Origin of the sequence: Cohnella sp. (assembly GCF_041641335.1) — a bacterium.
Lineage (GTDB): Bacteria > Bacillota > Bacilli > Paenibacillales > Paenibacillaceae > Cohnella.
On record NZ_JBEPYQ010000088.1, the window covers coordinates 17,536 to 30,397 of the forward strand.

A 12,862-nucleotide genomic window follows, 5' to 3' on the forward strand; every position below is an offset into this window, starting at 1 on the left:
CCGCTCCCCCTCCCTCTACGTCAGCTTGGGCAGCAAGACCGTCACCTCGGTGCCGTCCCCTGGCGCGCTCTTGATGCGGATGCCGTATTCACCGCCGAACAGCCTGATCCGCTCGTTAACGTTGCGGATGCCAATGCTCGCCGTTGGCCCTTCCGACGGCTTCAAAATGTGCTCCAAGCGCTCTGGCTCCATGCCGATGCCGTTGTCCGCGATCACGAATTCGAGATGCTGCTCGTGAACGCTGCCGGAGATGCGGATCATGCCGAGTCCGGGCTTGTTCTTGATGCCGTGATAGATCGCGTTCTCGACGATCGGCTGCAAAATGATTTTCGGCAGCTTATAGTCCATCATCGCCGGATCCGCCTCGATCCGAAAATCGAGCTTGTCCTTGTATCTCATCTTCTGGATCGACAGGTAATGCGTAATATGCTCCAGTTCCACGCGCACAGGCACCGTCTCGTCGTTGCGGTTGATGATGGCCCGGAACAGCTTGGCGAGCGAGGACGTCATCTCCACCACTTCCTCGTGCTTGCGGCGTTCCGCCATCCAGATGATCGAGTCGAGCGTGTTGTACAGAAAATGGGGATTGATCTGCGACTGAAGCACCTTTAGTTCGCTTTTCCGCTTGAAGTGCTCGTTCTGGATGATCTGCTCCATCAGCTCCTTGATTCGGCCGACCATCACGTTAAAGGTCCGTCCGAGCTGGCCGATCTCGTTCTCCGGCAGCGCCTCCGTGCGGACGTCGAAATCCCCTTTCTCCACCTTCTTCATCTGAAGCTGCAGCCGCTTGATCGGACTGGACAGACGACGGGACAAATAGAAGGACAGAATGAGCGCGATGACGAGAGCGAGCACGGTCCACAGCAAATACGACATCCGGATCTGCTGCTGGTTGACGATCAGCTCGTTCGCGTAGGCGACGCCGACGATTTTCCACCCGAAGTGGGTTTCCTGAATCGTATAGATGCGTTTGCCCCCGCCTGCTCCGGCCGTAAAGCTGCCCGTTCCGGTCGTCATCACCTCGTCGATGAGCTCGCTCTTCAGGTTGCTGGCGATCAGCTTCTGCTGCGGATGGTGGACGATGCTGCCTTCGGAGTCGAGGATGAACACGTATCCCCTTTTACCCAGATTGATCTGACTGCAAATTTCCTTGATGACGCTCAGGTTCAAGTCGACGAGAAAAATACCCTCCCCCGTAATACCGTCCGCGCTCTTCAGCTCGCGGCTGAGCGAGACGACCCAGCGGTATTCGTTCTGGATGATATTCTGCACGTGGGGAGACGAGATGACCGATCTGCCGCCTTCCTTCTTCGCGTTCTTGTACCACGCCTGCTCCTCGATCCGGCTGTTCGGATTCAGGCTCGTGATTCGCCGGTCGGAGACGATGCGGCCGTTGTAACCGAACACCATGATCGACGCGATGTCCTTACGGGTAACGAGGATAGACTGGAATAGGTCGGATATTTTTTTCTCGTATGGCCTGACGTCCTCCTCCAGCAGGAAGCTCGTGCTTTCGATGTAGTATTTCAAGTCTTTGTTCGTCAACGCCAGAATGCCGATGTTTTCCATATTATTAATGTAGGATTGGAGATTGAGATTCACTTGCTGGACGATTTCGGAGATGTAATGCTCCGAGTTCCGTTCGACCGATTGCGCGGACAGGCGGTACGAGATCAGGCTCGTGACCAGGATGGAAAATAAAATCAGGCACAGGAAAGCGACGGAGAGGCTGATCTGGATGCTTCTGAATTTGAAGGCGTCGGCGGTCCAGCCTTTGATCATGCCGTCGGCTCCTTCGTCGCGGCGTCGCGGAATTCGGTCGGAGTGACGCCGACGTGCTTCTTGAACAGCACGCTAAAATATTGCGGATCGCCGTATCCTACGCTCGCCGCGATATCGTACGTCTTGATCGGCGGCTCGGCCTGCAGCAGCGTCTTCGCCGTCTCCAGCCGGATGCGGGTGACGTACTCCATCATCGTCTGTCCCGTATGCTGCTTAAACAGCGTGCTGAAATAGCTCTTGCTCATATGCACGTGATTGCAGATGTCCATCAGCGACAAGCTCTCTTCCTGATAGCGCTGCTCGATATATTCGATCGCGCTGCGCACCTGGAGCTGCGACAGATCGCTGCGGCGCTCCGCGATCAGCCGAATCGCTTCGCCCGATATATTCTTCAGCCACGCTTCGACATCCTCCAGCCGATGGAACCCGTCGATGTTCTGGAGCGCGGCCCCGAGCTGGCGCAGCCAATCTCCGCCGTCTCCGAGCAGCTCGCGAATCGAATTGACGGTGTCGATCATCATCGACTGGGTACGCACGTAGCACACCTCGAGCGGCAGCGACGACGACTTGAGCTGGCCGATAAACTGCTCGATCAGTTGGTGCGTCTCCCGATGCGTTCCCGTCTTCAGCGCGCTGGCGAACTTGCGGTTCCATTCGTAATCGGGCGGACAGGAGAACGACGCCGGCCGTTCCAGATCCTGCAGGCGAATAACCCGGTTGTTGCCGAGCAGGAAGCGGTAGTCCAGAGCAGACAACGACGCTTCGTACGAGCAGGGCAGCTCGCCGAGCGACGCGCAGCGCGTGCCGACTCCGACCGTCACCGTAAACTTCATATATTTCTCCACGCTGCGGCGGATCGTCTCCGAGAGCTGGACGATGTCTTCGTCGCTGTCCTCGGCGATGCCGGATAGAAGCGCGACGACCCGTTCCTCCTTCGTCCGGAACACGAGGGCGCTGCGGTGCTCGGTCGCCTCAAGGGCTATCTTGTAAGCCGCGTAGCGCTGAAGCTCGGGATTGTTCTCCCAACGCTCACGGGAATGGTCGTCCAGTTGGTCGATATCGACGGAAATCGCGACGAGCGGCGGAATGGGCTTGGCCAGACCGAAGTAGGCGAATTTGCGCTCCGCCTCCTCTTCGCCGATCGAGCCCTGCACAAGGCATTCGAGGAATCGTTCCTTGAGCAGCGGCAAGCTTTCCTGAAGCTGCTCTCGCAGCCGCGCCATACTCTCGCGTTCTTCCGCCTCCCGGTCCAGCTCCAGCTTGATCCTATCGAGCAAAGCCCGCAGCTCGCGCGGCGTAATCGGCTTAACGACGAAGTCGTGCACCTTCAGCCGCAGCGCCTGCTGGGCGTAATCGAATTCGTCGTGGCCGGTCAGAATGACGACCTTCGTATCGGGAGCCGCGCGCGCGACGTGCTTCGTCATCTCGATGCCGTCCATGAGCGGCATGCAAATATCCGACAGGACGAGATCGGGCCGAATATCCAGTATGGCGCCCAGCGCCTCCGCGCCGTTCGCGCAGCTTCCGGCGAATTCGTAGCCGTGGCGCGGCCAGTCGATGCTCTCGCGAATCGCTTCCCTGACTTCGGCTTCGTCGTCCACCAGCATGATTTTGTACATGGCTGCTCGCCCCCTTCGCTAACGGTCAGGCCCGGCCGTAACGCAATGCCGCAAAATAAGCCTTTGATGTTAACTCTACACGACGGTCTCCGGAGCGGACAATGTGCTAAATTTCTTAAAAGGGTTGAAAATCGTACTATGGATGGACGGATCAACGACAAAGAAGCCATCCCGCCGACGGGACAGCTTCACTTCTGTGCCAGATCATGGATATTGCCGATCGTTGCCGAGCCCTCCTTTGCCCGACCTCTCCCGACCTTGCCTAACCTCGTCCAGACTCGCCTGACTCGCGAACCCGTCCCCTCCCTCACTCTGCCGCCGTCGTCACCCCTTCACGCTGCCGAGCACGATGCCTTTCATGAAGAAACGCTGCAGGAACGGATAGACGAGCAGAATCGGCAGCGCGCCGAGAAAGATCTGCGCAGCCTTCGCCGTTCGATCGCTCACTTCCGCGAGCGACTTCATATCCGCGGACGAGACGAGGCTGAGGTCGCGGTTGATGACGACCGTCTGCAAGTAGCTCTGGAGCGGATAATGGTCCGGAGAGTTCATGAAGATGAGGCCGTCAAACCAGGCGTTCCAGTGGCCGACCGTCGCGAACAGCGTCAGCGTGGCGAGCGCCGGAGCGGACAGAGGCACCATAATGCGCCACAGCGTCGTCCAATGGCCGGCACCGTCGATGAACGCGGCTTCCTCCAGCTCCTTCGGCAAGCCCCGGAAAAAGTTCAGCAGCAGCACGACGTTGAACACGGGAACCGCGCCCGGCAGCACGAGCGCCCAGATCGAATCCATGATGCCCGTATACTTGACGATCATGTACTGCGGGATAAGCCCGCCGTAGAACAGCATCGTCACGACGAAAATCCATACGTACAGCGTCCGGTAAGGAAACTTGCCGACTTCCTTGGACAGCGGGTAAGCGACGAGAACGGTCAGCGCCATATTGATCGTCAGTCCGATCGCGACCCGCGTCAGCGTCACGCCGATCGAGGTCAGGAAAGCGGGCTTGGCGAGCACGAACTTGTACGAGCTGATCGTAAAATCGACGGGCCACAGCTTCACGAGACCGGCGGTAGCCGCTTGGCTGGAGCTGAACGAGACGGCCAGCACATGGATGAGCGGCACCAGACAGAGCAGGGAAAGCACGGCCAACACCGTATAGTTCGCGCCGACGAATATTTTCCTTCCTAAGGTGTAATGTTCGACCATCTTGCCCCTCCTCTCAGAAAATCCGGTAATTCGCGAAGCGGTAGGCCAAATAATACGATACGGAGATGAACGTGAACGATACGACGGACTTGAACAGGCCGACCGCCGTCGCCACGCCGTACTGCGCGTCGACGAGCCCGATCCGGTACACGAACGTATCGATGATGTCGCCGGTCTCGTACACTTGCGGACTGTACAGGTTGAATACCTGGTCGAACCCGGCGTTGAGGACGTTGCCGAGCGCCAGCGTCATCGTCAACACGATGATCGGCATCATGCCGGGCAGCGTCACGTTCAGCGTCTGCTTCCAACGCCCCGCCCCGTCCACGATGGCCGCTTCGTACAGCGAAGGATTGATGCCCGTCAAGGCGGCCAGGTAGACGATCGTATTAAAGCCGAACTCCTTCCATACGTCCGATAGGACGAGAACCGGCCGAAACCAGGAATTGTCGCCGAGGAAATAAATCGATTTTACGCCGAACAGGCCTAGAAACTGATTAACGATGCCGCTGGAAGGCGACAGGATGTCGATCAGAATGCCGCCGAGAATGATCCACGACAGAAAATGGGGCAAATAGATCAGCGTCTGGACGCCCCGCTTGAACAGCTCCTTGCGCACTTCGTTCAGAAGCAGCGAGACGGTAATCGGTATGATCAGGCCGACGACGATTTTGAACAGCGCGATGATGATCGTGTTGTTCAGCACCCGCATCGAGTCGGGCATGTCGAGCACATAACGGAAATTAGCGAGCCCCGTCCAATCGGAGGCGAACAATCCCCCCTTGGCCGGCATGAACTTCTGGAACGCGATGACGATTCCGACCATCGGCCCGTAGCTGTAGATCAGCACCAGAATCAAGCCCGGCAGCAGCATCAGATGCAGCGGCCAATAGGGCGACTTCAAGTTGCGCAGCATCGCTGCCTCCACCTGCCTTCGTTATCGTGTCCGGTCCGGGAGAGGGAAGCGGCATCCCGCTTCCCTCTCCTGCACCCGCTTGCTACTTGGACGCATGCCATTCGTTCACTTCCGCCGTGATCGCGTCGCCGCCGAGCTTTTTCCAGTCGCTGACGAACTTGTCGAAGTTGTCGATCGGGTCTCCCATAATGATCTTCGAGAACACTTCAAGCTCCATTTTCTGCAGCGTCGCATCCTTCTCGACCATCGTCGGCGTGGGAGCGCCGTAGAACTCGTTGGGCAGAATGAGATTGTCCGACACGTACTTGTCGACGACCTTGAACGAGCCGTCCTTGCCGAATACGCGCTCGTACGCCCAGCCCAGCTCGGCGCCTTCCTTGCCGGACAAATACTCGCTGATCTGCCGCTCGTTGTCCTGCTCCTCCGGATTCAGCTTGCTCTTGTCCCCGGTATTGGCCGCTTCGAGCAAGTGCAGGTGGATGTCGAGATTTTTGCGCGCCGGCCAAGCCTGGAACGGAATGTACTTATGCCGCTCGACGCCGTCCTTCGTGAAGTGCTCCGCGTAATTGTCCGGGGTCGTCGATTCGCCCCACCCGGTTTCGACGAACAGATTGATGATTTTGAGCAGCGCTTCCGGATTATTCGCTTTCTTCAGCACCGCGTAATAGGTGCCGATCGCCAGGTTGACCCGCGGCTGCGCCGTCTTGTCGTCCACGGATACGAGCGGATACGACTGCCACTGGGCGCTGCCGTCGTTTTTCTTGTTGTCCACGAGCGGCCAGAGAGGATTCCACATCTGTCCGAAGTGCATTCCGACGCGTCCCGCTGCCGCGAATTCCGCGGCCTTGCCTTGATCCTTGACGCCGAATTCGCGGTCGATCTCGCCCTTCTTGTACATCTCCTGCAGCTTGGACAACGCCTGCTTCATCTCCGGCTGAATGCTGCCGGATACGAGCTGGCCCGACTCGTCCTTGATCCATTGGCGAGGATACGCATGGAACCCGTTCATGAAGCCTTCCAGCCCCGCGTACCCGCCGTACAGGTCCTTGTTCAGCGAAATGCCAATCGTATCGGGCTTGCCATTGCCGTCCGGATCCCGCGTCGTGAACGCCTCGGAGATTGCGAACACGTCGTCCATCGTTTTCGGCTCGGGCAGGTTCAGCTTCTGCAGCCAGTCGCTGCGCACCCAGATCATGAACGTGCCGTCCATCGAAGAGCCGGTATTCGGAATCGCCATCAGCTTGCCGTCGAACGTCGCCGAAGCGAGCGCGTTGGGCCCGTCCTGGTTCATGATTTCCTTCGTGAACGGGGAGGCGTACTGCTCATAGACGTCCGTCAAGTCCATCAGCAAGTCGGCTTCGACGAGCTGCTTGAGCTGCCGCGAATTGACCGGGATGAAGTCGGGCAAGTCCCCGGACGCGATCGAGACGTTCATCTTTTGCTCGCCTTGGCCGCCCGGCGCGTCGCCGCTGACGACCCAGTTGTTTTTCACGGTGATGCCCAGCTTCTCCTGGATCGACCGGGTCCAGACGTTGTTGTCGATCGTGTCCCCTTCGGCGTATTTATACGTATCGTTGACGATTCGCACCGTCGTGATCTCGATCGGCGGATCGTATTTGCCCAGAGGATCGGCCGGTGCCGCTTCCTGGCTTTGCGTCTCCTGGCTTGCGCTGCCGGCGCTGGACGCCGGCGGCGATTCCGCTCCTCCGCTTGCCTTCCCTCCGCCGCCCGACCCAGAGCAAGCGCTTACAAAAACCAATGACGCAACCAGCCATGCCGCGACCCCCGATCTGCTTTTCCACAGCTTCATACTACTCCTCCTCGTTAACGGTTGTTGATTGCTTGAATCCAGTATAGGACGGAGCGACAGGCTGCGATATGGAACAACTTATAGATTCGTTCTCTTTTGTTTGGAGATTTCCGCGGAAGGGACGCCGATCGTTCAGCGCCCCGCCTGCTCGCGATACTCAAGCGGTCCAAGACCGGTCCGCTTGCGGAAGAACCGGGTAAAATAGCCGGCGTTGTCGAAGCCGACGGCCGCCGCCAGCTCGTGGATCTTGAGCGGCGAATGCTGCAGCAGCTCCTTCGCTTTTTCCAGACGTACGCCCGCGATGTAATCCGACAGATTTTGCCCCGTCGTCTGCTTGTACAGTACGGACAAGTATGCGGGATTCAGGTAGACCAGCTCCGCCAGAGCGGTTAGCGACAAGTCGCCCCCGATGTTCTCGCGGATATGCAGGTTCACCCGGTCGACGATCCGTACGGTACGCTCCTCCTGGACGTCCCGTTTGAAGGCGATCAAACGCTCGGCCGTCTCCTGCAAGTAGGAGACCGCCTGCTCCCGGGTCGGATGGCTCTTCGCGTCCATCAGCCGCTCCATCCGGTTGTCTTCCGCCAGCAAGCTGTCCCAGCCGGAGCGATTGACGAGTCCGATCATCAGATTGGCCACCGTATAGTAGGCCTCCAAATAATGCGCGTATTCCCCGCTATGCCCGATGGCGGACGAAATCGCGTCTGCCGCCTCTTCCAGGCGCCCGCTCTCCAGCGCAATGTCGAGCCGCTCGCGCTGCCGGGACAGCAGCGTCGGCAACCTCTCTCCGATCGGTCTCGGGCCGCCTCCCCCGCAGCTCAGCAGCTGCATGTTCTCCCCCTGGCCGATGCCGACGACCAGCTTGCGCCTCATCCGATAATAGGTAACGGCCAGTTCGTCCCAGGAGACGAACGCAAGGCTGCAAATGACGGAGACCGGAAGACGAAGAAGCCGCGTGCAAATGGATTGCGCCGTCTCGAGCGTCCCGGTGACGTAGCCGGCCATTGCCTCTTCGTCCCGAAACGGCCCGGACGGTTCCGAGCCGTCCGGCCGCTGAAGCAGCAGCATCGTGTAATGCTCGTCCACGAACACGGTTTGCAGCTTCGCCCCGTCGAGCAGTTCGGCCATAATGTTCTCGAAGGCGAACTGGAGCAGCGTCCGATCGCTGCCGTTCATCTCCTCCGGCCATCGATCGACCCTCGCGAGTACGGGCAGCAGCTTCGCATCGGCATCCAGCGGGCATTCCAGCTCCGCAAGACGGGCCGCCGACAAGCCGGCATCCTCGGCGCCGTGCAGCAGCAGTCGGCGGAACCAGTCGTTGCGCAGCGTAGGCATCGCCTGACGGACTCTCGCCTGCGCATCCAAGACGAATTGATCGCGCCGCCATTCTTCCTGCAGCGCTTCGATCGCGCTGCCGATCGCGCGCACGATCGGCTCGTCGCCCTCCGTCTTCAGAATGTAGTCGATGCTGCCGTCCCGCAACGCCTGACGAACGTAGCTCATCTCGTTCATTCCCGTCAGGAAGATCACCTTGCAGCGCGGCCATCTGGACCGGATCTCCTTCAGCAGCCGCAGCCCGTCCATGCCGGGCATGCGGATGTCGCTCAGAACGAGGTCGATCTTCACGCGGTTCAGCCATTCGATGGCCTCGATCGCGGAATACGCCCGATACAGATCCATCTCGGGCAGGTCCGCCTCCTGAAGCATCTCGTGAAGCCCGTCTACCGTATACGGTTCGTCATCCACGATTAACAGACGATGCATCGTCAACAACCTCCTTCGCGATCGGCAGCCGAAGCTCCGCCAACAGTCCGCCGCTTTGGCCCCGCGACAGAACAAGTCCGCTTCCCTGCCCGAATTTGATCTGGACGCGGCGGTGAACGTTGATCAGCCCGGTGCTCTCGGTTTGCTTGTCCGGGTCGAGCAGCCGCTGGCGAAGCTCCTGCAGCCTTCCCTCGTCCAGCTCTTCCCCGTTGTCTTCCACCGAAACGATGAGCGTATCCGGCTCCAACCGGAAGCCGACGCCGATCCAGCCGTCCTTCATTTTATTTTCCAACCCGTAATTGTAAGCGTTCTCGATCAGCGGCTGCAGGATGAGGCGGGGCACGAGGCAGTTGTCCAGTCCGGACGGAAGCCCCCCGAATTCGCTGCGAATCCGGCTGCCGAAGCGAAACGACTGAATCTCCGTATACGTGCGGGCGTACTTGACCTCCATTTCCAGCGGAATTTCGTCCATTCCGTCCCGGGTAATGAACTGGAAGTAATCCCCCAAATATTTGGTGAAGCGCACGATGTTGTCATGATCCTGCAAGCTCGCCATTCGGTGTAAAATAAAGAAGCTGTTGTACAGAAAATGGGGGTTGATCTGCGATTGCAGATGTCTGAGCTCGGCGAGGCGGACGCGGTACTTGTGCTCGTACACTTCATGGACGAGCACGTTCAATTGCCTGACCATTGCGTTGAATCGATTGAACAGAAAGCCGAACTCGTCCTTCAGCGGATACTGGACGACGAGATTCAGGTTCCCTTGCTCTACCTTGTTAAAAGAGCGCATCAGAGTCCGAAGCGGCCGCTGGATGATCCGATAAAGACTGAGCGAGAAGGAGACGACGACCACGACCGACATCAGCGTAAGCAGCAGCATCCACCAACGGTAGCGCTCCAGCGAGCCGAACGCCGCGCTCTCCGGCATCAGAATGGTCAGAGTCGTATCCAGCTTGTCCGACGACTTGTCGATGACAAGATATTGGTTGCCGCCCACCGCGAGCGTCTCGCTCTGCACGGAACCGCTGCGTCTTTGGAAGACCGCCTCCTCCGCCCCGGGCAAGCCGTTGTCGGCCGCGATGCTCCACGGCAGCCGATTGCCCGTCAGAATGGCCGTCTCTCCGTTGTTCGTGAATTGGCGCAACGCGTCTCTGAGCGCCGGCTTGGACACTTCCACCGTCAGCAGAAACACCGGCTCCTTCCTGCCGGGCGCGGGCGGTTCCGGATAGGGGACGCTGATGAACAAGCGGTCCTGCCATAGCAAGTAAGGCGACTCGTAACGGTTCGTCGTCGCGGACAGCGCCTTGAAGGCTTGCTCGTCGAAGGCGCTGATCGCATCGTCGTTGGAGGTGACGCTGCGGTTCAGCAGAGGGATGAATGCGGTTACATTATACACGAAGCTGTTGGACGATTTAACCAGATCGAGCTTGCTCTTCAGCGCCAGGATCGTATCCGTCCGCTCGATATCGGACATGACGTCGACAGCCGTGCTCAGCTTCATCAGGTCGACGTCGTTGACGTAAGCTTCGATCAGCTTGATGACCCGCTGGAAATCCGACTCGATCAGGCTGACGTACAGCTCCACCTTGGCGTTCATCGAACCTACGATTTCCTTGCGGACCGTCTCCTGCCCCGATTCGTTCATGTACAGGTTCAGCGCGTACAGCGGAATCAGCAGCGCCAGAAACGTCAGCACGATTTTCAGAAAAATGGAGCTTCGGGGCGCTTGCGTAATGACCTTCATGCCGTGCGGCCTCCTTTTAGGTGCGTAGAAGGTTGTATTCTTCCCCGCCCGCGCAACCTCCTGCCTTCGTCGACTGGCAAAAAAACGAAAGACTGCCGGAAAACTTCCGGCAGTCCGTCCGTTACCACTCCGCTACGCTGCCGTCCTCGTGGCGCCAGAGCGGGTTTTTCCAATTGTGTCCGATCGCCGCCATCTTGCGCACATGCGCCTCGTCGATCTCGATGCCGAGTCCCGGTCCGTCCGGAATGGCGACGAAGCCGTCCGTGTAGGCGAATACGGAAGGATCGACGATATAGTCCAACAAATCGTTGCCTTGATTATAATGAATGCCCAAACTCTGCTCTTGAATGAAGGCGTTATGGCAAGTCGCGTCCACCTGCAAGCACGCGGCCAGCGCAATCGGTCCGAGCGGACAGTGCGGCGCGAGCGCCACGTCGTAAGCTTCCGCCATGCTGGCAATCTTCTTGCATTCCGTAATTCCGCCCGCATGGGAGACGTCCGGCTGGATAATATCGACGTACCCGTCGGAGAGCAAGCTCTTGAAGTCCCAGCGCGAGAACATTCTCTCTCCCGTCGCGATCGGAATTTGCGAAGCGCGGGCGATCTCCCGGAGCGCCTCGTTGTTTTCCGGCAGTACGGGCTCTTCGATGAACATCGGACGGAAAGCTTCCAGCTCCTTGGCCAACACTTTCGCCATCGGCTTGTGCACCCTGCCGTGAAAGTCGATGCCGATGCCGAAATGGGAACCGACAGCCGAACGAACCGCGGCTACCCGTTCGAGCACCTGATCGATTTTCTCGTGCGTATCGACGTATTGCAGCTCCTCGGTCCCGTTCATTTTGACGGCCGTGAAGCCATGTGCCTTCGCCCGTGCTGCCGCTTCGCCGACATCGGACGGACGGTCGCCGCCGATCCAGGAATACACCTTGATCTTGCTGCGGCAAGCTCCGCCCATCAATTGATAGACGGGCGCCTGGTGGAACTTGCCCTTGATGTCCCACAGCGCCTGGTCGATTCCGGCGATCGCGCTCATCAGAATCGGACCCCCGCGATAGAAGCCTCCCCGATACATCGCTTGCCAGTGGTCTTCAATGTCCAGCGGGTTTTTCCCGATCAGGTACCCGCTCAGCTCCTCGACCGCCGCTTTTATCGTATGCGCCTTGCCTTCGACGATCGGCTCGCCCCAGCCCGTTATGCCTTCGTCGGTCTCGATTTTCAGGAACAGCCATCTCGGCGGTACGACGAACGTTTCCATTTTCGTGATTTTCATCATTCGCTTCCCCTCGCTTGTATGGCGTTCAGCATGTCTTGAATGTGCGCTTTCATCAACGCGCGCGCTTGCTCCGGCTGTCGCTCCTCGATCGCTATGCCGATCAGTCGGTGATACCCAGCCGCCTTCTCCCGCATGCGGGGAAGCTTATCCGTCTCTCTTCTGCCTTGCGCGGTCAAATCCGCCACGACGCTCAGCATCTGCGCCAGCAGCGGATTGCCCGCTCCGTCGGCGATCTCCTGATGGAAGCTCACGTCGGTCGCAAAATGATCCTCTCCAGCCTTCATCTGAGCCTCCATCCGATCGCACAGTTCGCGGATGGAACGGGCCTGCGCGACGGAACAGCGCACCGCGCAATAAGCCGCCAGCTCCGGCTCGATCGCCAGACGGGCCTCCAGCAGCTGGATCAGCGATCGCGTCTCCATCCCCCTCAGCCGGTCCACCGGATCGGCCAATAGCTCGGGATCGTTCGTAATGAAGATTCCCCGGCCGTGTTCGATGCTGACGACTCTCCGGCTCTCGAGCACTCGCAGAGCCTCGCGGACCGCCGTCAGGCTGTAGCCGTAACGCGATGCCAGCTGCTGCATCGTCGGCAGCCTCTCTCCCGGCTTCCATTCCCCTGTGCGAATTCTCTCTTCCATCTGCTTCAGAATTTCTTCGTGAGCCAGCTTCTTCATCTCGGCCTCGCTTTTTCTGAGCTTTAATAAGATATTAACTCTACGTTTAAAAGATAATATCTATATGCTCC

General features: G+C 58.9%; 9 protein-coding genes. All 9 read right to left on the reverse strand.

The features are described from left to right. Window positions 1–15: 15 nt before the first annotated feature. The gene (locus ACESLM_RS23865; RefSeq protein ID WP_372635234.1) at window positions 16–1,782 is read right to left on the reverse strand and encodes a cache domain-containing sensor histidine kinase; all 1,767 of its coding nucleotides are present in this window, start codon (window positions 1,780–1,782) and stop codon (window positions 16–18) included. Continuing rightward, complete coding sequence (locus tag ACESLM_RS23870) at window positions 1,779–3,401, reverse strand: response regulator (RefSeq protein ID WP_372635237.1); 1,623 nt, start codon at window positions 3,399–3,401, stop codon at window positions 1,779–1,781. Before ACESLM_RS23870 ends, ACESLM_RS23865 begins: the two co-directional genes overlap by 4 nt. A gap of 324 nt (window positions 3,402–3,725) precedes the next feature. Next, window positions 3,726–4,610, reverse strand: coding sequence for a carbohydrate ABC transporter permease (locus ACESLM_RS23875; protein WP_372635240.1), 885 nt, complete (start codon window positions 4,608–4,610; stop codon window positions 3,726–3,728). A gap of 13 nt (window positions 4,611–4,623) precedes the next feature. Next, on the reverse strand, window positions 4,624–5,526 hold the full coding sequence (locus tag ACESLM_RS23880; RefSeq protein ID WP_094050334.1) for an ABC transporter permease: 903 nt from the start codon (window positions 5,524–5,526) through the stop codon (window positions 4,624–4,626). A gap of 82 nt (window positions 5,527–5,608) precedes the next feature. Beyond that, window positions 5,609–7,336 carry an extracellular solute-binding protein gene (locus ACESLM_RS23885; RefSeq protein ID WP_372635243.1) on the reverse strand — a complete coding sequence of 576 codons (1,728 nt, stop codon included), beginning with the start codon at window positions 7,334–7,336 and terminating at the stop codon, window positions 5,609–5,611. 132 nt (window positions 7,337–7,468) lie between these two features. Next, window positions 7,469–9,100 (reverse strand): response regulator, encoded by a 1,632-nt coding sequence (locus ACESLM_RS23890; protein WP_372635246.1) that lies wholly within the window; start codon window positions 9,098–9,100, stop codon window positions 7,469–7,471. After that, window positions 9,075–10,844 carry a sensor histidine kinase gene (locus ACESLM_RS23895; RefSeq protein ID WP_372635249.1) on the reverse strand — a complete coding sequence of 590 codons (1,770 nt, stop codon included), beginning with the start codon at window positions 10,842–10,844 and terminating at the stop codon, window positions 9,075–9,077. Before ACESLM_RS23895 ends, ACESLM_RS23890 begins: the two co-directional genes overlap by 26 nt. Window positions 10,845–10,965: 121 nt before the next feature. Beyond that, window positions 10,966–12,114, reverse strand: a complete 1,149-nt coding sequence (gene dgoD, locus ACESLM_RS23900; RefSeq protein WP_372635253.1) for a galactonate dehydratase — start codon at window positions 12,112–12,114, stop codon at window positions 10,966–10,968. Continuing rightward, window positions 12,114–12,791 carry a FadR/GntR family transcriptional regulator gene (locus ACESLM_RS23905; protein ID WP_372635255.1) on the reverse strand — a complete coding sequence of 226 codons (678 nt, stop codon included), beginning with the start codon at window positions 12,789–12,791 and terminating at the stop codon, window positions 12,114–12,116. The genes dgoD and ACESLM_RS23905 overlap by 1 nt, the downstream gene beginning before the upstream one ends. Window positions 12,792–12,862 lie beyond the last annotated feature (71 nt).